The sequence below is a fragment of the Phenylobacterium sp. genome, from assembly GCF_046290725.1.
GTDB lineage: Bacteria > Pseudomonadota > Alphaproteobacteria > Caulobacterales > Caulobacteraceae > Phenylobacterium.
On the sequence record NZ_JBKBUH010000001.1, the window covers coordinates 141,884 to 158,764 of the forward strand.

General features: G+C 69.5%; 23 protein-coding genes, 1 tRNA gene, 2 pseudogenes and 1 riboswitch. Of the genes and pseudogenes, 10 read left to right on the forward strand and 16 right to left on the reverse strand.

The window, feature by feature from the left end; genetic code table 11:
* Nucleotides 1-103: 103 nt before the first annotated feature.
* On the reverse strand, nucleotides 104-844 hold the full coding sequence (locus tag ACK41C_RS00695) for a pentapeptide repeat-containing protein (protein ID WP_409649137.1): 741 nt from the start codon (nucleotides 842-844) through the stop codon (nucleotides 104-106).
* Between the two features lie 61 nt (nucleotides 845-905).
* A complete protein-coding gene (gene thiC, locus ACK41C_RS00700; RefSeq protein ID WP_409649140.1) occupies nucleotides 906-2,735 on the reverse strand; it encodes a phosphomethylpyrimidine synthase ThiC in 1,830 nt (609 codons plus the stop codon).
* Between the two features lie 53 nt (nucleotides 2,736-2,788).
* Nucleotides 2,789-2,896: riboswitch (TPP riboswitch) on the reverse strand.
* A 108-nt stretch (nucleotides 2,897-3,004) separates the two neighbouring features.
* Here thiC and ACK41C_RS00705 point away from each other — a divergent pair.
* The 3 genes from ACK41C_RS00705 (at nucleotide 3,005) to ACK41C_RS00715 (ending at nucleotide 5,184) form a co-directional block, all read left to right on the forward strand.
* Entirely contained in the window at nucleotides 3,005-3,430 is a 426-nt protein-coding gene (locus ACK41C_RS00705; protein WP_409649143.1) for a DUF6491 family protein, read from the forward strand.
* A 66-nt stretch (nucleotides 3,431-3,496) separates the two neighbouring features.
* On the forward strand, nucleotides 3,497-4,498 hold the full coding sequence (locus ACK41C_RS00710; RefSeq protein ID WP_409649146.1) for a D-cysteine desulfhydrase: 1,002 nt from the start codon (nucleotides 3,497-3,499) through the stop codon (nucleotides 4,496-4,498).
* On the forward strand, nucleotides 4,495-5,184 hold the full coding sequence (locus ACK41C_RS00715; RefSeq protein WP_409649149.1) for an aspartate/glutamate racemase family protein: 690 nt from the start codon (nucleotides 4,495-4,497) through the stop codon (nucleotides 5,182-5,184). The genes ACK41C_RS00710 and ACK41C_RS00715 overlap by 4 nt, the downstream gene beginning before the upstream one ends.
* Here ACK41C_RS00715 and ACK41C_RS00720 read toward each other — a convergent pair.
* The 4 genes from ACK41C_RS00720 to ACK41C_RS00735 all read right to left on the reverse strand — a co-directional run bounded on the left by ACK41C_RS00720 (nucleotide 5,181) and on the right by ACK41C_RS00735 (nucleotide 7,991).
* Nucleotides 5,181-6,029 carry a neutral zinc metallopeptidase gene (locus ACK41C_RS00720; protein WP_409649152.1) on the reverse strand — a complete coding sequence of 283 codons (849 nt, stop codon included), beginning with the start codon at nucleotides 6,027-6,029 and terminating at the stop codon, nucleotides 5,181-5,183. The two genes, ACK41C_RS00715 and ACK41C_RS00720, sit on opposite strands and share 4 nt — an antisense overlap.
* A 13-nt stretch (nucleotides 6,030-6,042) precedes the next feature.
* Entirely contained in the window at nucleotides 6,043-6,393 is a 351-nt protein-coding gene (locus ACK41C_RS00725; RefSeq protein ID WP_409649155.1) for a hypothetical protein, read from the reverse strand.
* 38 nt (nucleotides 6,394-6,431) lie between these two features.
* On the reverse strand, nucleotides 6,432-6,992 hold the full coding sequence (locus ACK41C_RS00730; protein WP_409649158.1) for a tetratricopeptide repeat protein: 561 nt from the start codon (nucleotides 6,990-6,992) through the stop codon (nucleotides 6,432-6,434).
* Between the two features lie 84 nt (nucleotides 6,993-7,076).
* Nucleotides 7,077-7,991 (reverse strand): DMT family transporter, encoded by a 915-nt coding sequence (locus ACK41C_RS00735; protein WP_409649161.1) that lies wholly within the window; start codon nucleotides 7,989-7,991, stop codon nucleotides 7,077-7,079.
* A gap of 696 nt (nucleotides 7,992-8,687) precedes the next feature.
* On the opposite strand from ACK41C_RS00735, the pseudogene ACK41C_RS00740 reads away from it, so the two are divergent.
* Nucleotides 8,688-8,792 (forward strand): annotated as a pseudogene (locus ACK41C_RS00740) (PEPxxWA-CTERM sorting domain-containing protein); the annotation flags it as partial.
* A 22-nt stretch (nucleotides 8,793-8,814) separates the two neighbouring features.
* Here ACK41C_RS00740 and ACK41C_RS00745 read toward each other — a convergent pair.
* Nucleotides 8,815-9,654 carry a TauD/TfdA dioxygenase family protein gene (locus ACK41C_RS00745; protein WP_409649164.1) on the reverse strand — a complete coding sequence of 280 codons (840 nt, stop codon included), beginning with the start codon at nucleotides 9,652-9,654 and terminating at the stop codon, nucleotides 8,815-8,817.
* Between the two features lie 72 nt (nucleotides 9,655-9,726).
* Between ACK41C_RS00745 and ACK41C_RS00750 the strand changes: the two genes are divergently transcribed.
* On the forward strand, nucleotides 9,727-10,410 hold the full coding sequence (locus ACK41C_RS00750; protein ID WP_409649167.1) for a Crp/Fnr family transcriptional regulator: 684 nt from the start codon (nucleotides 9,727-9,729) through the stop codon (nucleotides 10,408-10,410).
* Here ACK41C_RS00750 and ACK41C_RS00755 read toward each other — a convergent pair.
* The 9 genes and pseudogenes from ACK41C_RS00755 to ACK41C_RS00795 all read right to left on the reverse strand — a co-directional run bounded on the left by ACK41C_RS00755 (nucleotide 10,407) and on the right by ACK41C_RS00795 (nucleotide 13,727).
* Nucleotides 10,407-11,306, reverse strand: coding sequence for an HpcH/HpaI aldolase/citrate lyase family protein (locus tag ACK41C_RS00755; protein WP_409649170.1), 900 nt, complete (start codon nucleotides 11,304-11,306; stop codon nucleotides 10,407-10,409). The two genes, ACK41C_RS00750 and ACK41C_RS00755, sit on opposite strands and share 4 nt — an antisense overlap.
* A 30-nt stretch (nucleotides 11,307-11,336) precedes the next feature.
* On the reverse strand, nucleotides 11,337-11,543 hold the full coding sequence (locus ACK41C_RS00760) for a hypothetical protein (RefSeq protein ID WP_409649172.1): 207 nt from the start codon (nucleotides 11,541-11,543) through the stop codon (nucleotides 11,337-11,339).
* A gap of 125 nt (nucleotides 11,544-11,668) precedes the next feature.
* Complete coding sequence (locus ACK41C_RS00765) at nucleotides 11,669-11,869, reverse strand: hypothetical protein (protein WP_409649175.1); 201 nt, start codon at nucleotides 11,867-11,869, stop codon at nucleotides 11,669-11,671.
* 101 nt (nucleotides 11,870-11,970) lie between these two features.
* Nucleotides 11,971-12,186, reverse strand: a pseudogene (infA, locus tag ACK41C_RS00770) (translation initiation factor IF-1); the annotation flags it as partial.
* Nucleotides 12,187-12,230: 44 nt separating this feature from the next.
* Nucleotides 12,231-12,590 carry a DUF6481 family protein gene (locus tag ACK41C_RS00775; RefSeq protein WP_409649178.1) on the reverse strand — a complete coding sequence of 120 codons (360 nt, stop codon included), beginning with the start codon at nucleotides 12,588-12,590 and terminating at the stop codon, nucleotides 12,231-12,233.
* Entirely contained in the window at nucleotides 12,587-12,811 is a 225-nt protein-coding gene (locus ACK41C_RS00780) for a hypothetical protein (RefSeq protein ID WP_409649180.1), read from the reverse strand. Before ACK41C_RS00780 ends, ACK41C_RS00775 begins: the two co-directional genes overlap by 4 nt.
* 257 nt (nucleotides 12,812-13,068) lie before the next feature.
* Complete coding sequence (locus ACK41C_RS00785) at nucleotides 13,069-13,281, reverse strand: hypothetical protein (RefSeq protein ID WP_409649183.1); 213 nt, start codon at nucleotides 13,279-13,281, stop codon at nucleotides 13,069-13,071.
* Nucleotides 13,278-13,460 (reverse strand): hypothetical protein, encoded by a 183-nt coding sequence (locus ACK41C_RS00790; protein WP_409649186.1) that lies wholly within the window; start codon nucleotides 13,458-13,460, stop codon nucleotides 13,278-13,280. The genes ACK41C_RS00785 and ACK41C_RS00790 overlap by 4 nt, the downstream gene beginning before the upstream one ends.
* A 57-nt stretch (nucleotides 13,461-13,517) precedes the next feature.
* Nucleotides 13,518-13,727, reverse strand: coding sequence for a cold-shock protein (locus ACK41C_RS00795; RefSeq protein ID WP_409649189.1), 210 nt, complete (start codon nucleotides 13,725-13,727; stop codon nucleotides 13,518-13,520).
* 252 nt (nucleotides 13,728-13,979) lie between these two features.
* Here ACK41C_RS00795 and ACK41C_RS00800 point away from each other — a divergent pair, with 252 nt between their 5' ends.
* The 5 genes from ACK41C_RS00800 (at nucleotide 13,980) to ACK41C_RS00820 (ending at nucleotide 16,868) form a co-directional block, all read left to right on the forward strand.
* Nucleotides 13,980-14,162, forward strand: coding sequence for a hypothetical protein (locus ACK41C_RS00800; RefSeq protein WP_409649192.1), 183 nt, complete (start codon nucleotides 13,980-13,982; stop codon nucleotides 14,160-14,162).
* Nucleotides 14,159-14,413, forward strand: a complete 255-nt coding sequence (locus ACK41C_RS00805; RefSeq protein ID WP_409649195.1) for a hypothetical protein — start codon at nucleotides 14,159-14,161, stop codon at nucleotides 14,411-14,413. The genes ACK41C_RS00800 and ACK41C_RS00805 overlap by 4 nt, the downstream gene beginning before the upstream one ends.
* A gap of 46 nt (nucleotides 14,414-14,459) precedes the next feature.
* Nucleotides 14,460-14,544: transfer RNA gene (locus ACK41C_RS00810), tRNA-Leu, on the forward strand.
* A 129-nt stretch (nucleotides 14,545-14,673) separates the two neighbouring features.
* A complete protein-coding gene (locus ACK41C_RS00815; RefSeq protein ID WP_409649198.1) occupies nucleotides 14,674-15,000 on the forward strand; it encodes a ferrous iron transport protein A in 327 nt (108 codons plus the stop codon).
* The gene (locus ACK41C_RS00820; protein WP_409649201.1) at nucleotides 14,997-16,868 is read left to right on the forward strand and encodes a ferrous iron transporter B; all 1,872 of its coding nucleotides are present in this window, start codon (nucleotides 14,997-14,999) and stop codon (nucleotides 16,866-16,868) included. Before ACK41C_RS00815 ends, ACK41C_RS00820 begins: the two co-directional genes overlap by 4 nt.
* The last annotated feature ends 13 nt before the right edge of the window (nucleotides 16,869-16,881 follow it).

The following is a 16,881-nucleotide window of genomic DNA, read 5'->3' on the forward strand; positions in this document are numbered from 1 at the left end:
ATCCTGGCAGACGTAGACAAGCGCCCCGCCAGGACCCTGCGCGCCTCGTCAGCATCGTCGCGCGTCAGGAGTCCCGGACAGCCTCGCCTGTCCGGGATGCGCTTTACTCGGGATGGACATCCAGGCCGACGGCCGTCAGCAGACGATGCTGCTGGTCTGCGGCGATCTTGAGGCCGGCCAGGCTGCCAAGCGCCAGAAGGTCCAGCCCGCTCACCTCCGCGCCGCGGAGATCGGCGCCGGCCAGCTTCGCGCCGGCCGTCAGCGCCTGGAAGAGGTCGCAGCCGCGCAGGTCGGCGCCCTCCAGGTCCGCATCGATCAACACCGCCTCGCGCAGGTTGGATCCGGCCAGTTCGCAGCCCGGCAGGCGAGCCTCGGCCAGGTCGGCCAGTTCCAGATTGCAGTCCCGGAAGGCCGCGGCCCACCGCACGACGCTGCGCCCGAAGGCGCGGGCGAAGTCGGCCTTCAGGAAGACCGCGCCGCGCAGATTGCAGGCCTCCATCTCGACCCCATAGAGTCCCGAACGCTCGACCTTCGCGAAGGAGAGGTCGCAGCGGGCGAACCGCGCCTCCTCCAGCCGTGAAAAGGCGAACTGCACGCCGACATGGCCTTCGTCGTCGGCGAAGGCGCAGTCCTCGAAAACAGCGTCCCGCAGGTCGGCGTGGGCGAAGCGGCAGCGGACCAGCCGACAGCCCTTCAGCCGCGCGCCCTGCAGGATCACGCCCTGCAGCTGGGCGTCGCGGATGGTGCAGCCGGCAAGCTGCAGGTCGGCGAGATCCCGATCGGTGAAATCGGCCGCCGACAGGTCCTCGCCTTCGATGGTCGCGCCGTTCGCCAGGTCGGCCATCGGCTGCTCCTCCCGCGCCCAGAAAACGCCTAAACGGCGAGGACGGCAAATCCGGTCGCAGCTACTCCGCAGGCGCGGCCGGCACGTAGATCTCCCCGCCCTCCGCCCGGAACTTCTCGCTCATCTGGGCCATGCCGGCCGCCACGTCGTTCTGCCGAGCCGCGGAGTCGCGGATCTCCTGGCTGATCTTCATGGAGCAGAACTTCGGCCCGCACATGGAGCAGAAGTGGGCGGTCTTCATGGCCTCCTTCGGGAGGGTCTCGTCGTGGTACTCGCGCGCCGTCTCCGGATCGAGGCCGAGGTTGAACTGGTCTTCCCAGCGGAACTCGAAGCGGGCGCGTGAGAGCGCATCATCCCAGGCGCGCGCGGTCGGGTGCCCCTTCGCCAAGTCCGCAGCGTGGGCGGCGATCTTGTAGGCGATCACGCCCTGCTTGACGTCCTCGCGGTCGGGCAGGCCCAGGTGCTCCTTGGGGGTCACGTAGCAGAGCATGGCGGTGCCGAACCAGCCGATCATCGCCGCGCCGATGGCGCTGGTGATGTGGTCGTAGCCCGGAGCCACGTCGGTGGTGAGCGGACCCAGCGTGTAGAACGGCGCCTCGTGGCAGTGCTTCAGCTGCTCTTCCATATTGGCCTTGATCTTGTGCATCGGCACATGGCCGGGGCCTTCGATCATCACCTGGACGCCGTGCTTCCAGGCCACCTTGGTGAGCTCGCCCAGGGTGCGCAGTTCGGCGAACTGGGCCTCGTCGTTGGCGTCGGCGATGGAGCCGGGCCGCAGGCCGTCGCCCAGGCTGAACGAGACGTCATAGGCCCGCATGATCTCGCAGATCTCCTCGAACCGCTCGTAGAGGAAGTTCTCGCGGTGGTGGGCCAGGCACCACTTGGCCATGATCGAGCCGCCGCGGGACACGATCCCGGTCACCCGTTTTGCCGTCAGCGGCACGAAGGGCAGACGCACGCCGGCGTGGATGGTGAAGTAGTCCACCCCCTGCTCGGCCTGTTCGATCAGGGTGTCGCGGAACACCTCCCAGTTCAGGTCCTCGGCGATCCCGCCGACCTTCTCCAGGGCCTGATAGATCGGCACCGTGCCGATCGGCACCGGGCTGTTGCGGACGATCCAGTCGCGGATGTTGTGGATGTTGCGCCCGGTGGAAAGGTCCATGACCGTGTCGGCGCCCCAGCGGATCGCCCAGACCATCTTGTCCACCTCGTCGGCGACGGTGGAGAGCACGGCCGAGTTGCCGATGTTGGCGTTGATCTTGACCAGGAAGTTGCGGCCGATGGCCATGGGCTCGAGTTCGGTGTGGTTGATGTTGGCCGGGATGATCGCCCGGCCGCGGGCCACCTCGTCGCGCACGAATTCGGGCGTCACGAAGTCCGGGATCTCGGCCCCGAAGGCCTCGCCGTCGCGGATCGCCGGATCTCCCGCCTGGCGGCGCAGGTTCTCGCGGATGGCGACATATTCCATCTCGGGCGTGACGAGACCCCGCCGGGCGTACTCCAGCTGGGTGACGGCCGCGCCGGCTCGGGCGCGGTAGACGCGGCGCGGCGCCTTGAACTCCGGCGCCAGATGCTCGCCCTTGGCGAAGCCGTTGTCCTCGGGCTTCACCGCGCGGGGATTTTCGACGATCTCCACGTCGCCGCGGGAGACCACCCAGGGCTCGCGCGTGCGCGGCAGGCCCTTCTCGATGTCGATGGCCGCCGAGGGGTCGGTGTAGGGGCCGGAGGGGTCGTAGAGGGTCAGGGGCGGCTCGCCGGCGCTGGGATGCACGGCCACCTCGCGGAACGGCACGCGGATGTCCGGCCACAGTACGCCGGGCTGGTAGACCTTGCGCGAGCCGGGGCGCTCGCCCGTCGGAATGGCGTTGGCGATCGGGCTCTGAATGTTCACCGGCGCGGCTCCTCAAAGGGTATGGGCCGCCGGCGACGAGGGATTCCGGACCGGAGGGTCCAAGACGCCTTCCCTTCGCCGGCATGACCCGGATCAGGTTCTACGGGTCGCGGGCTCGCCCGCCTCTCAGCCGCCCAAGCGCGGCCCCCCGAGGACTGCCGCAGACCATAGGCGCGAACGCCGTTTCGGGAAAGGCCGCAGAGGGCTGGACCGCAGGAACCCCCTGCGGCACGCTCACGTTTCGAACATGGCTGTCAGGAGCTAACGCCATGAGAACCGCCCTTTGCCTGTTCGCAGCGGCCGCGCTGGCCGCCTGCGCGTCCGAACCGCCGCCCATGGCCTATTCCGCCGCCCACGCCTCGGCCATGTCCGACGCCGTCGCCACCGAGGCCCAGGACTGTTTCCGCATGAGCCAGATCCGCGGCCATCGGAAGGTGGACGACAGCACCCTGATCGTCTCGGTCGGAAGCGGAACCCTCTACCGCTGGGAGATGGGCGGGCGCTGCCTGGCCGGAACCACCTCCAGCGATCCGCTGATCATGACGCCGTTCGGCGGGACCGACGTGATCTGCCGGCCGCTCGACCTGGACCTGAAGGTGAAGATGGGCCCGACGGCCTCGCCCTGCATCATCCAGCGCTTCGTCAAGCTGACGCCGGAAGAGGCCGCCGCCCTGCCGGCGAGCCAGCGGCCTTAGCGGCACGGGCTACAGGGTCGCCCGAAACCTCGGCCGCATGCTAGGCAGGGCGGCCGAGGAGTTCCCATGCATCTGTCGAAGTTTCCCCGGGCGCGGTTCGCCCACCTGCCTACGCCGCTGGAGCCGCTGCCCCGCCTGGGCCAAGCCCTGGGCCTCACGCTGTTCGTCAAGCGCGACGACTGCACCGGCCTGGCCGGCGGCGGCAACAAGACCCGCAAGCTGGAGTTTCTGGTCGGCGAGGCCCTCGCCCAGGGCTGCGACACCCTGGTGACGCAAGGGGCGGTGCAGTCGAACCACGTCCGCCAGACGGCCGCGGCGGCCGCCCGATTCGGCCTGGCCTGCGAGGCGATCCTGGAGGAGCGCACCGGGTCGAAGGCCGCCGACTATGTGGGCTCCGGCAATGTGCTGCTCGACCGACTGCTGGGCGCGAACCTTCGCTTCGTCCCGGCCGGGACGGACATGAACGCCGAGCTTGAAAAGACCGCCCAGGCCGTCCGCGCCCACGGCGGCAAGCCCTATGTGATCCCGGGCGGCGGCTCCAACGCCGTCGGCGCCCTGGGTTACGCCGAGTGCGCGCTGGAGATCGTCACCCAGGCGAACGCCCAGGGCCTGAAGGTCGACCGCATCGTCACCGCCACCGGCAGCGCCGGGACGCAGGCGGGCCTGGTGGCCGGCCTGGCGGTGCTGGGGGCCGACATCCCTGTGCTGGGGATCGGCGTCCGTGCGCCGCGGGACGCGCAGGAGGCCAACGTCCACAAACTGGCGGTGGAGACCGCCGGCAAGCTCGGCCATCCCGATCGGGTGACCCGCGCGATGACCATCGCCGACTGCGATTATGTGGGCGCCGGCTACGGCCTGATCGACGAAACCGTGATCGACGCCCTGAAGCTGGCCGCCCAGACCGAGGGCCTGATCCTCGACCCGGTCTATTCCGGCAAGGCGATGAAGGGGCTGATCGCCCTGGCGCGGCAGGGCGCCTTCGCCGGCGAGACCGTGGTCTTCCTGCACACCGGCGGCGCGCAAGGGCTGTTCGGCTACCACAGCGAGCTTGCAGGCGCGCTCCCATGAGCCTGGCGCTCGGCGTCCTGGGCGGCATGGGGCCGGCCGCCACCCTGGACTTCCTGACCAAGCTGCAGGCCCACACCCCGGCGCGCCGCGACCAGGACCACCTGCGGGTGCTGGTGGACATCAATCCGCAGGTCCCGGACCGCAACGATCCGCTGGTCCGCCCCGGCCCCGTGCTGGCGGAGATGGCTGTGGGCCTGCGGCAGGCCGGCGCCGAGGTGCTGGCCATCGCCTGCAACACCGCCCACGCCCATGCCGACGAGATCGTGCGCGCCGCCGGCCTGCCGCTGGTGGACATGATCCAGGCCGCCGCCGTGGCCGCACGGGATTCCGGGGCCCTGCGCGCCGGCGTGTTGGGCACGCGCCAGGCGCTGAAGCTCTACCGCGAATACCTGGCCGCTCAGGGGATGGGCCTGGTCGTCCTGCCGCCCGAGCGCCAGGAGGCCTTCATGGCCTTGCTCTATCGCATCAAGAGCGGCGACACCGGCGCCGAGGTCCGGGCGGAAATGGCCGGCTTCGCCGCCGAGCTGGAGGCGGCGGGCGCCGAGGCGGTGATCGCCGGCTGCACGGAAGTTCCGCTGGTGCTGGAGGAAGGCGTGATCCGCACGCCCTTCGTCGACGCCGGCGACGAGCTGGCGCGCCGCTGCGTCGCCGTCTGCCTGGGCCTGGAGTCGGTGGCCGCCGTTTAAAGCCGCGCGGCCGCGAAGGTGTCGCAGGCGCTGGGATCGCCGGTGCGCACGCCGGTCCGGAACCAGGCCATCCGCTGCTCGCTGGTCCCGTGGGTGAAGGCGTCGGGGACCACGCGCCCCTGGGTGCGCTGCTGGATGGCGTCGTCCCCCACGGCCGCCGCCGCGCGCATGCCGTCCTCGATGTCGGAAGGGTCGAGCGCCACCTGACCGCCGGACGCTTCGCCCACGCGGGCGACCCAGACGCCGGCATAGCAGTCGGCCTGAAGCTCCAGGCGCACCGCGGCGCTGTCTTCCCCGCGCGACCCTGCGCCGACGCGGCCGGTCTGGCCCGTCAGGTGCTGGACATGATGGCCGACCTCGTGGGCGATGACATAGGCCCGCGCAGCCTCCCCCCTTGCGCCGAAGCGTGTCTCCAGCTCCTGCCAGAAACTGAGGTCGAGATAGATCTTGCGGTCGGCGGGGCAGTAGAACGGCCCCATGGCCGATTGGCCCATGCCGCAGCCGGTGCCGGTGGCGCGGTCGTATAGCACCACGGCGGCGGGACGATCGTAGCTGCGGCCGGCCTGCCGGAAGATCGGCGACCAGACGTCGAAGGTGGATTGCTCGACCACGTCGACGAACTGGCCGGCCTCGTCGGCGGTGACGCCGCGCACCCCCTCGCGCTGGACGCCTGCCCCGCCGGCCTGGTTCACGGCGGAGAGCGTGGTCTGGGGATCGATGCCGAAGACGAAATAGCCGATGGCGGCGAGAATGACCCCGCCGACTCCGAGGCCTGCGACGCCGCCGGCGCCCATACCCCTGCGATCCTCGATATTGCCGCCGCGGCGGCCCCCCTGCCATCGCACGGTTCGGCTCCTCCTATCGCGGCTGTCCGGACGCCTCGCGGACGCGGGCGTTGGATTCGGCCAGCCGGTCGTCGGGTATGCTCACGAAAGACCCGGTCTGCGACGGGCGGGCGGTCGGATCGCTGGGCGGCCTCGCGGGGAGGCTGCGCGCCTGCTGAGCCTCCAGCGATCTCAACCGCTGCTCGGTCGCCGCGCGGGCCTCGAGAGAGAAGAGCTGGTTCTCCAGGGCTATGGCCCGCTGTTGCGCCGCTTGCTGCGCGGCGAAGAGCTCGGCTTCCCGCTGCATCTGGAAGGGATCGGTCTGGGCCGGCGCCGGTGAGGCGGAGGCTGCGACGATGGCGAGGGCGAGCACGAGCGGGCGCATGACCTTAGCCTAACGCCTTTTCCGCAGGTTCGGCTCCTTCAGCGTTCGGTGCGCCGCGTCACGGTGAAGCGGGCGAGCTGTTCACGCGGAAGTTCCCAGTCCGGGCTGATCTCCAGCGCCTTCTGATAGTCGAAATAGGCCGACTTGGCGTCTTCCAGCCCTTCATAGGCCAGGGCGCGGTTGTAATAGGCCTTTGCCGGCTCCTCGACGCCCAGCTCCAGGCCGCGGTTGATGTCGGCCAGGCTCGCCTCGTAACGTTTCAGGCCGATGGCGGCCGCGCCGCGGTTCACGTAGGCCTCGCCGAGGTTCGGCTTGACCCGCAGCGCCATATCGAAGTCGCGCGCGGCGTCGGCATAGGACATCCGCCGCAGCTTCAAGACGCCGCGGTTCACATAGGTGCCGGCGCGGTCGCGGGGATGCAGGAACTCAGTCTCCAGCGCCAGGGTGCAGACCTCCTGGAACTTCGGGTCGCTCTCGCCGCCGATGGCTGCGCGGGAGCAGGCCTGGGCCATGCCGCCGCCGATGACCGTGACGGCGGAATGCGCCGATCCAGCCAGGCCCAGGACCGCGGCGCCCGCGGCCAGCATCGTCTTCCACATGGCGCATCTCCGATGCGTCGGAGCGCCGTCCGGGCTTGGGCTGCGCCCCATCTTCGGCGAGGGTCGTCCCGTAACGAGGTTCTGTCAATCGGCGGACGGGCGCGGCCGGCCGTAGCGTCGGGTTTCGCGGAAGAGGATATAGACCCCGCTGGCCGCCACGATCAGCGCGCCGGCCACAGTGTAGGGGCGCGGAATCTCGTCCCAGACGAGGTAGCCGATCAGGCCCGCCCAGACGAGCTGGGTGTAGTCGAAGGGCGCCACCACCGCCACAGGCGCGCGGCGCAGCGCCTCGGTCAGCAGGAGCTGACCCACCCCGCCGACCAGCCCCGTGGCCACCAGCATGGCGAGCGTGATCGCGTCGGGAACGATCCAGCCGCCGAAGGGCAGGCTGCTGAGGCCCAGGAAGCATCCCGCCAGGGTGAAATAGAAGACGATGGTGGGGCCAGGCTCGGTCCGGCCGATCTCGCGCACGGCGATCATCGCCCCGGCCGCCCCCAGGGCGCCGGCCAGGCCGAACGCGGCGCCCAGCAGCGGCATGTGGGTCGGGTCCGGCCGGATCATGATCAGCACGCCCACGAAGCCGACCAGCACCGCCCCCCAGCGATGAAGGCCGACCTTCTCCTTCAGGATCGGGACCGAGAGCGCGGTCATGAAGATCGGGGCGGCGAAGGACAGCGCCGTGGCCTCGGTCAGCGGCAGCATGGAAACGGCGGTGAACCCGCAGACCATGCCCACCAGGCCGACCGTCGCCCGTGCGGCGTGGCCGAGGGGCCGACGCGTCTTCAGCACGCCGAACCCGCTGGTGCGGCCCACATAGGCGAGCACCGGGACGAAGGCGAAGGCGTTGCGGAAGAAGATGATCTCCAGCACCGGCACGCCGCGCGACGCGCAGGCCTTCACCAGCGCCGCCAGCACCGCCATGCAGGCCATGGCCGCGACCCGCAGCAGGATGCCCAGGCCGTTTCGCTGAAGGGCCGCCTGGCCCGTGGGTTCGTTCACGACAAGCCCTCCGCCCCCGTCACCTAGAGGCCGGTGCGGCCCACGTCGAGCGCTTGCGGCGGGTGGAACCGCACGCGACAGGGGAAATTCGTTTGCCCCCGGAACGACGGCCCCTATCTTGCGTTGCTGGACGGCGTGATCGTCCGAAGGGGTTGTTCGATGTTCAAAATGAAACAGGTCGCGATGGGCGCCGTTGCGGCCTTGGCTCTGGCGGGCTCGGCCCAGGCCGCCGTGATCGTCTCGGCCTCGCCGACTGACATGCCGCTGCCGTCCGACCACGTTCTGGTGTGGGACTTCGACGGCCTGGAAGCCGTCGGCTACAACCTCACTCTGGCCGGCGCCGCGGGCGTGTTCGACGGCTCGCTGGGCCTGGTTCCGAACATCGCCGCCCCGCCCCCCGGCACCACCTCCAATTACCTGGCGATCCAGCAGGGCGGCTCGGCCACCCTCGATACGCCCAAGGCGCTGAAGCAGCTCAGCATCTATATGGGCTCGCCGGACTCCTTCAACAGCATCCGCTTCATCGGCTTGAACGGCTTCGACGTGACCCTGACCGGCGCGGACCTCGCCGCCGGGGCCTTCGGAGGAAACCAGAGCGTCGGCCGGCGAATGACCTACGACTTCGGCGCCGATCGAGTGACGCAGGTCATCTTCTCCTCCAGCGGCAACTCGTTCGAGTTCGACAACATCAGCGTCAGCGCGGTGCCGGAACCGGCCACCTGGGGTCTGATGATCGCCGGCTTCGGACTCCTCGGCGGGGCCCTGCGCCAGCGCCGCAACGCGACCGCCGCCTTCGCCTGAAGCTATGAATCTCCGCTCGGCGTCAACAGCCGAGCGGCACGCCGTCCAGCGTGATCCGGTGCATCAGCCGCCGGTGGCCGTGATAGTCGTTCATGGCGTTGTGCCAGGTGCAGCGGTTGTCCCACACCGCCATCGAGCCCGGCCGCCAGGCGAACCGGCGCACGAACTGCGGCTTGACCGCATGCTCGTAGAGATAGCCCAGTAGCGCCCGGCTCTCCTCCCGCGTCCAACCGACAATGCCGGTGGTGAAGGCCGGGTTGACGTAGAGCGCCTTCTTCCCGCTGCCGGGATGGACGATCACCACCGGATGGATCGCTTCGGGCACGTCCTTGTGGCCGGAGAGCTCCGGCCGGTCGCTCATGGCGTAACCGCCGCCCTCGCCGAACACGTGGGCCGAGGCGTGGTGAGCCCTCAGACCTGCAAGCGTGGCCTTCAGACCGTCCGATAGCGCCTCATAGGCGGCGTACATGTCGGCGAACAGGGTGTCGCCGCCGCTGGGCGGAGTTTCGATCGCCAGCAGCACCGAGCCCATGGCCGGCGCCTGGTCATAGCTGTGATCGGTGTGCCAGCCGCCGCCGATGTTGGTGATCTGCGCCTCGCCTTTCTCGACCTTGGCGATCTCCGGATAGCGCTCCGTCTTGGGGAAATAGCGGTTGACGACGATGGGCGCGAGCCGTCGGGCGAAGGCGATCTGGTCCTCCGGCGTCAGTTGCTGGTCCTCGAGGAACACCACGCCGCGGTCGAAGACGGCTTGGCGCAGTTCGTCGATCTCCGTATCGCTGGCGGCGCGCACATCCAATCCCTGCACCAGGGCGCCGCAGCCCTCCAGCGGGCGGATGTCGAGGGCGGTGTGGGTCTGCATGGCGTCCTCCCGGTTTTGGACGAGACTTACCCGCCTCAGTGACGAAGATTGTCACTTGAGTTACAATTCTGAATGGACCTACGCGACCGAACCGCAGCCGAAGCCGCCCTGCGCGCGGCGCCCTGGCTGGGCGAGGGGCGCGGCGAGCTCGTCGAGCCGCTGCTGACCCACGGCAGGATCGTGCGGCTGTCCGCCGGGCAATGGGCCCAGGCCGAGGGCGATGACGAGACCGGCGTGCTGGTGGTGCTGTCCGGCGCCGTGCAGATGCTCTGCAAGGCCCCCGGCGACCGCGAGGTCCTGATCGGCCTCGCCGGCCCCGGCGTGGCGCTGGGCCAGACCACGCGGTTCGGCGGCGGCCCGCGGCTGGTGACGGTGGTCTGCCAGGAAGACAGCGTCCTGCTCCAAGTTTCCGATCGGGCGCTCGGCCGCATCGCCGATGAAACGCCGCGGATCTGGGAAGCCGTGGCCGCCTTGCTCTACCTCCAGCTTCGGGGCCTGCTGCAGTTGGTGGCCGAGGCCACGGCGCTCGCCCCGCGCCAGCGGCTGGCCGCCCGGCTCGACCTTCTGACCCGCGCTACGCCGCCGCCCCGGACGCTGCGCTTGAGCCAGCAGGCGCTAGGCGAAATGACCGCCCTGACGCGCAAGACGGTGAACCCCCATCTCGGCGAGTTCGAGGCGCGGGGGCTGATCGCGCGGTCCTACGGCGCAGTGACGGTGCGCGATCCGGCCGGCCTGCGCCGCATCGCCGAGAGCTAGGCTTCGCGCGCGGCGATCGCTGCTGCGATGGCGACGGTCTGCTCGGCCTGGGCCAGGTGCAGCCGCTCGGCCATGCGGCCCTCGACCCGCAGCACCCCCTTGCCGGCGTTCTCCGGGGCGGCGAAGGCGGCGATCACCGCACGCGCCCAGGCGACCTCCTCCGAGGCGGGCGAGAACACCCGGTTGCAGGTCTCCAGGTGCTTGGGGTGGATCAGGGTCTTGCCGTCGAAGCCGAGCTCCAGTCCTTGGCGACAGGCCGCCTCCAGGCCCTCGAGATCCTCGATGTCGTTGTGCACGCCGTCGAGAATGGCCAGGCCGTTGGCGCGCGCCGCCGCGACGGCCAGGGACAGGATCGGCAAGAAGGGTTCTCGGCCCCGGGTCTGGCGGGCGCGCATTTCTTTGGCCAAGTCGTTGACGCCCATCACCCAGGCCGAGAGCCGCGTTGTCCGCTCCGTCTGGCCGATCTCCCACAGATGGAAGGCCGCCTTGCCGGTCTCGATCATCGCCCAGAGCCCGGTCTTCCCCGGCGCGCCGGACAGCGCCGCGTCATAGGCGGCGACCTCCGCCGCGCTTCCAACCTTGGGGACCAGCACGGCGTCGGGACCGGCCTGGGCGGCCGCGGCGAGGTCTTCGCCGCCCCAGGGCGTGTCCAGGCCGTTCACGCGGATCACCACCTCGCGGGCGCCGAAGCCGCCGGCGCGGACCGCAGCCACGGCCGCCTCACGGGCGGCCGGCTTCATCTCCGGCGCGACGGCGTCCTCCAGGTCCAGGATCACCACGTCGCAGGCGAGGCCACGGGCCTTCTCCACCGCCTTGGCGTTCGAGGCGGGCATGTAGAGGGCGCTGCGCCGCGGGCGAACGCCTCGCACCGCATCCGAAATGATGATGTCCGTCATGGTGCATCCGGCCGCGTCGAGACGGCCCAGTCAGTTCATGAAATGGCGGTCGTCGCTCGCCACGCAGAGGATTTGGCGATTCTCCTCATCGTAGACTTCCACGACGTCGAAGGCGCGCCAACCGCGCATGGCGGCGAACAGCGAGGCCGTCAGGGTGCGGCGGCTGGCGCTGGCGATGATTTCGACGTCCGGCTGCATCACGCCGAGGCGGTGGACGTAACAGTAGAAGTTCTTCATGCGCACGCTCCTGGCCATCGGCGGGAGCGCACGGCCGCGGCCGTCGTCTCTCAGGCGCTGGGAGCCGTGGAGATGCCCAGCGATGCGCGGCAGCCTAGCAGGCTTGCGGCGGCGCCGCGCTCGGTTTAGCGCACGTTGCCGTGAGCCCGGCTCCGGGCCCGCTCACGGAGCGTCAGCAAGGCGTCTTCGCGCTCCAGGCGGGCGGCGTCGCGATCGAACTCCCGAGCCATGGTCTCCAGCACACCCTTCGCCGCGCCCGAGGGCGCGGCGACGGCCCGTTCTCGCCATAGGACGGCGGCGTCGCGAAGATCGGAGGCTTGGCTCATGGAGAGGCAAGCCCCTGCAAACGACTTGGTTCCGCCGAGCGTCAACGCCGGCGGTACTGAGGTCGCGCCGGCGCCGCGCCGCCGAGACGGGTGGTTTCGGGCTTGTGGCGATAGGTGATGCGGCCCCGATCCATGTCGTAGGGCGTCATCTCCACCGTCACGCGGTCCCCCACCATCGAGCGAATGCGGTTCTTCTTCATCCGGCCGGCGGTGTAGGCGAGGATTTCGTGGTCGTTCTCCAGGCGCACACGGAACCGGCCCTCCGGCAGGAGCTCGGTGATCTGGCCGTCGAATTCGATGGGTTCTTCTTTCGCCACTCTGGGTCCTTTCGGGAGTTGAAGGGTCGGTTTGCGCCGATTCGCTACTGACGGGCCTTGCGGGCCGCATAGCGGGCGTCGCGCTTGGCTTTCGCCTCGGCCTTGGTCAAGGCCTTGCGTTCCTTCCGCTCGCCGCGCCTGGCGTCCAGCTGGGCGGCGGCGACGGCCTCGACCGCCTGGGCGGCCGCCAGTTCGCGATCGGCGGCGGCCTGCTTCTTGGCCGCCCGGGCTGCGGCGCGGTCGGCCCGCACCTGTTGCAATTCCGCCGCCCGCCGGGCCGCCCGGTCCGGCGCGTCCGGAGCGGCGACGGCGGGCTTGGCCCGGAACCCGGCCAGCAGGACCTGCCGGGCTTCGGCGGCGGTCTTGAGCCTGTCGGCGAAATCGGTCTGTCGAGCTTCTTTCATTTCGTTCCTTGCGGCTGTTCAGTATTCGTCGCCTCTTGGCGCTCGCGCCGGGCCCGGCTGCCTGCAGCGCGCGCCTCCTCGGCGGCGGCGAGATCGGACCAGGTCCGGGCGGCAAGCTGATGCTGCTCCTTCGTGCGCGCCAAGGGCGCGCCGTCGGCGGCCAGGCTCGCAGCCCTCGCTCGGGCGCGATACTCTTCGGCCTTCAGTTCGCTTTTCAGCATCGATGCGGCTCCGGGCGGCGGGGATGGGTTGGGCTATTTGAGCCAGGCGGCTTGGCGCTCCTCGAGCGCCTGGGAGAGCCTTAGGCCCAGATGATCCAGCGACATGGCCTGGAAGGCAGGGTGTTCACGCCGGATGTCATGGAGGCTCGCAGCGGGGTTGCGCGCGAGAATGTCCTTGAGCGCCGACTGCGTCGCCGGCCGGCCTTGCGGGTTTTCGATGGTCTAGATCCTTGGAGCGCGAGACATCCCGCGCCTAGTTAGAAGATGGTGGTGGATACCCCCCACAGCGCCCGGTTGATCTCCGCCGCAAGTCGACGCGCCTCCTCGGCGGTGACGCCAGGGCGCAGATCGAGCGTGAAGAGGGAATTGCTGTAGGAGGAGCGTTCGCCGCTCGACGGCTCGAAGGCCAGGTAGGGCGCGCCGTCGTCCTTGATCTGCACGGTGCAGCGATGCTGTTGGTCCGGGCTCATTGCAGGATGCTCCGATCTCCGGTCAGGCGGCGTCTGTTCAGGCGGTCGGCGAGCGCGTCGGCCTCGGCCCAGGACAATCCCGACTGATCCGCTCGGGCCAGCACGACCGCCCTGCCGGTCCACCGGTCGAAGACCGTCCAGCCTTCGGCGTCTCTACGTACATCGTACTGAACGGTCATGGCTGCGCTTCGGCGTGCAAGCGGCCCGCGATCGGCGCGGGCCGCCGCTCGACACCGTCAGCTGGCTTGGAGCTGACCGGCGGACATCTTGCCGCTGCGCTGATCGCGCTCCAGCTCGAAGCCCAGCTTCTGACCTTCGTGCAGCGAGGCGAGGCCTGCGCGCTCGACCGCCGAGATGTGCACGAACACGTCGGAACCGCCGTCATCCGGCTGAATGAAACCAAAGCCCTTTTGGCCGTTGAACCACTTAACTGTACCAGTTTGCATAATCGTCCCTTTCCGGACACGAGTTCTCACGCCCGAGTTGGGCCTTGAGATCAAATTTTCGGAGAGGGTCGTAAGGCGATGATGAAGCTGGAGCTTAGGATTCCAGACGACAAGACGCCGAGCCAAAACGAAATTCGATGGCGAGATAATGATCATTCAATGGCGCAAAATCAAGGAATATTCCGAAAAAACTTTCTTCCACCCCTTCATGTGCTATGGTTAGTCATGCGAATGACATTGGATCGGGCGGTGTTGACCGTCCTGCGACACGAGGGCGCCTGGGCCGTCGAGTTGGACGGCGAACTGTTCGGGCAGTCCAGGGACCGCGAAGTCTCGAAGGCCGCCGCCAATCGCCGGGCTCGGGAGATGCAGGACGCCGGCCGGCCCTGCCAGGTACGCGTCGCCGGCGAGACCGGCTTCTACGCTCTGACGTGAAACCTTCCCTCACCCCCGGCCGCCGGGTCTCGCCAGCCCTGAGATTTCGAACCCAGATCGAACTGGCCACGGCCGACGGCGCGACGCCGGACGACCTGACCCTTCGCCTCACCCTGGGCGACGCCAGCCTCCTGAAGCGCGATCCGAACCTCGCCCTCGCCGATTTGAGCTTCATCGGCGGGACCATGCGGTTCCTGGGCGTGAAGATCGAGCAGGGCGGCGTCGCCGAAAGCGAGCTCGTCCGCCTCTAGGTCGCCTATGGCGCGGTCCGCCGACTGCGGCTAAAAGGCCCCCGCTGCCCTCTTGGCGGAATTGGTAGACGCACACGACTCAAAATCGTGCGCCGAAAGGCGTCCCGGTTCGACTCCGGGAGGGGGCACCACCGCATAGCGCCGGACGGCCGCCGAAAGCGCGGCGAGCCCATTGGTCGCAAGGGCGCGCGCCACATGCACCTCGACGGCGACTTCAGCAGGTGATAATCGTTCGCAAAAGGGGCGTGTAAGGAACCCGGATGAACGATCTGTCCTTCGATCTGGCCGCGGCCGCGCAGGCGGCCCAGGGCGTGCTGGTGCGGCTGAGCGACGCCTCCATCGGCGACCGGGGCGTGATCGTCGAGGTCCGGGGCGCGCGGGGCATGGTCGGCGGCCTGGGCGCCGAGGAACTGCAGCGCCGGCTGCTGGAGCTCGGCTTCGTCGAAGGCGCGCGGCTGGAAGTGCTTCACGAAGGCCTGATCCGGCACGATCCCATCGCCGTGCGCCTGGACGACATGCGCGTGGCCCTGCGGCGGCGGGACGCCGAAGACGTGTTCGTACTGCTGGATCCCCCGGCCGCGGCATGAGCGAGGCGCTTGCGCCGGCCACAGTCGCCCTGGTCGGCAATCCCAATTCCGGCAAGACCGCCCTCTTCAACGCGCTCACCGGCGCGCGCCAGAAAGTGGCCAACTACGCCGGCGTGACGGTGGAGCGGAAGGAGGGTCTGGTCCGCTCCCCCGCCGGCCGCACCATCCACGTACTGGACCTGCCCGGCACCTATTCCCTGCGCGCCCGCAGCCCGGACGAGGCGGTCACTCGCGACGCGGTGCTGGGCCGGCTGGCCGGCGAGGTCCCGCCCGACGTGGTGGTCTGCGTGGCCGACGCCACCAACCTGCGGCTGGTGCTGCGGCTGGCGCTGGAGCTGAAGCAGGTGGGCCGGCCGATGGTGCTGGCGCTCAACATGTACGACATCGCCCAGCGCCAGGGCCTGCGGATCGACCTGGAGGGGCTGTCGCGGGAGATCGGCGCGCCGATCGTCACCACCGTGGCCACCCGCAAGCGCGGGATCGAGGACCTGGTCGGCCAGGTCGACGCCCTGATCGCGGCCGGCGCCCTGGCCAGCGAGAACACCTGGCGCGAACCGAGCGCCGCCGAGATCCGCCAGGCCCACGCCGAGGCCCAGCGCCTGGTGCGGACCTATGTGCGCCCGCCCGAACGGCCCGATACCTGGACGGGCCGCGTGGATTCGGTGCTGCTGCACCCCGCAGCGGGCCTCGCCATCCTGCTTGCCCTGCTGTTCCTGATGTTCCAGGCGGTGTTCGCCTGGGCGACGCCGGCCGTGGACGGCATCGACGCGGGTTTCGCCGCCCTGGGCGAGTTGGCCGGCGCCCATATCCAAAGCGAACTCCTGCGCAGCCTGATCGCCGACGGCCTGATCGCCGGCGTCGGCAGCGTGCTGGTCTTCCTGCCGCAGATCCTGATCCTGTTCCTCTTCATCATCCTGCTGGAAGACTTCGGCTACATGGCCCGGGCGGCCTTCCTGATGGACCGGATCATGGGCGGGGCCGGCCTGCACGGGCGGGCCTTCATCCCGCTGCTGTCCTCCTTCGCCTGCGCGATCCCGGGGATCATGGCCACCCGGGTGATCGACTCCAAGCGCGACCGGCTGACGACCATCCTGGTGGCGCCGCTGATGACCTGCTCGGCGCGAATCCCGGTCTACACCCTGATCATCTCCGCCTTCATCCCGAACGAGACGGTGGGCGGGATCTTCAATCTGCAGGGGCTGGTCATGTTCGGCCTCTACGCCACCGGAATCGTCAGCGCGCTCGCCGTCTCTTTCGTGATCCGCAAGGTGTTCTGGCGCACGGCGGTGGAGCCGTTCCTGATGGAGCTGCCCACCTACAAGCTGCCCGACCCGATGAACGTGATCCGCAACCTCCTGCTGCGGGCGCAGATCTTCATCAGCCGGGCGGGGCGCATCATCCTGCCGCTGATGGTGCTGATCTGGTTCCTCTCCACCTTCCCCTATCCGCCGGAGGGCGCCCAAGGACCGGCCATCGACTATTCCTTCGCCGGCATGATCGGCCACGCGATCCAGCCGATCCTGGCCCCCATCGGCTTCAACTGGCAGATGTCCATCGCGCTGGTGCCCGGCATGGCGGCGCGCGAGGTGGCTGTGGCGACGCTCGGCACCGTCTATGCGGTCGGAAACCCCGAGGAGAACATCGGCACGCTGGCCTCCACCCTGGCCGGCCACTGGTCGCTGGCCACGGGCCTGGCCTTCCTGGCCTGGTACGTATTCGCCCCGCAGTGCGCGCCCACGTTGGGCGTGGTCAAGCGGGAGACCAACAGCTGGTTCTGGCCCTCGGTGATGTTCGCCTACATGGTCTCGCTGGCCTATCTCGCCGCCTTCGTCGTCTATCGCACGGCCGTGGCGCTGGGCGGCGGTTAAACCTTAAGCTGAA

Excerpts from the sequence above, each read along its gene's own strand:
- ACK41C_RS00790 (WP_409649186.1), bottom strand. The coding sequence starts at position 13,460 with ATGACCGTTCAGTACGATGTACGTAGAGACGCCGAAGGCTGGACGGTC.
- ACK41C_RS00755 (WP_409649170.1), bottom strand. The coding sequence starts at position 11,306 with ATGACGGACATCATCATTTCGGATGCGGTGCGAGGCGTTCGCCCGCGG.
- ACK41C_RS00760 (WP_409649172.1), bottom strand. The coding sequence starts at position 11,543 with ATGAAGAACTTCTACTGTTACGTCCACCGCCTCGGCGTGATGCAGCCG.
- ACK41C_RS00785 (WP_409649183.1), bottom strand. The coding sequence starts at position 13,281 with ATGAGCCCGGACCAACAGCATCGCTGCACCGTGCAGATCAAGGACGAC.
- ACK41C_RS00710 (WP_409649146.1), top strand. The coding sequence starts at position 3,497 with ATGCATCTGTCGAAGTTTCCCCGGGCGCGGTTCGCCCACCTGCCTACG.
- ACK41C_RS00695 (WP_409649137.1), bottom strand. The coding sequence starts at position 844 with ATGGCCGACCTGGCGAACGGCGCGACCATCGAAGGCGAGGACCTGTCG.
- ACK41C_RS00730 (WP_409649158.1), bottom strand. The coding sequence starts at position 6,992 with ATGTGGAAGACGATGCTGGCCGCGGGCGCCGCGGTCCTGGGCCTGGCT.
- ACK41C_RS00705 (WP_409649143.1), top strand. The coding sequence starts at position 3,005 with ATGAGAACCGCCCTTTGCCTGTTCGCAGCGGCCGCGCTGGCCGCCTGC.
- ACK41C_RS00750 (WP_409649167.1), top strand. The coding sequence starts at position 9,727 with ATGGACCTACGCGACCGAACCGCAGCCGAAGCCGCCCTGCGCGCGGCG.
- ACK41C_RS00715 (WP_409649149.1), top strand. The coding sequence starts at position 4,495 with ATGAGCCTGGCGCTCGGCGTCCTGGGCGGCATGGGGCCGGCCGCCACC.
- ACK41C_RS00815 (WP_409649198.1), top strand. The coding sequence starts at position 14,674 with ATGAACGATCTGTCCTTCGATCTGGCCGCGGCCGCGCAGGCGGCCCAG.
- ACK41C_RS00820 (WP_409649201.1), top strand. The coding sequence starts at position 14,997 with ATGAGCGAGGCGCTTGCGCCGGCCACAGTCGCCCTGGTCGGCAATCCC.
- ACK41C_RS00725 (WP_409649155.1), bottom strand. The coding sequence starts at position 6,393 with ATGCGCCCGCTCGTGCTCGCCCTCGCCATCGTCGCAGCCTCCGCCTCA.
- ACK41C_RS00795 (WP_409649189.1), bottom strand. The coding sequence starts at position 13,727 with ATGCAAACTGGTACAGTTAAGTGGTTCAACGGCCAAAAGGGCTTTGGT.
- ACK41C_RS00775 (WP_409649178.1), bottom strand. The coding sequence starts at position 12,590 with ATGAAAGAAGCTCGACAGACCGATTTCGCCGACAGGCTCAAGACCGCC.
- ACK41C_RS00765 (WP_409649175.1), bottom strand. The coding sequence starts at position 11,869 with ATGAGCCAAGCCTCCGATCTTCGCGACGCCGCCGTCCTATGGCGAGAA.
- ACK41C_RS00780 (WP_409649180.1), bottom strand. The coding sequence starts at position 12,811 with ATGCTGAAAAGCGAACTGAAGGCCGAAGAGTATCGCGCCCGAGCGAGG.
- ACK41C_RS00745 (WP_409649164.1), bottom strand. The coding sequence starts at position 9,654 with ATGCAGACCCACACCGCCCTCGACATCCGCCCGCTGGAGGGCTGCGGC.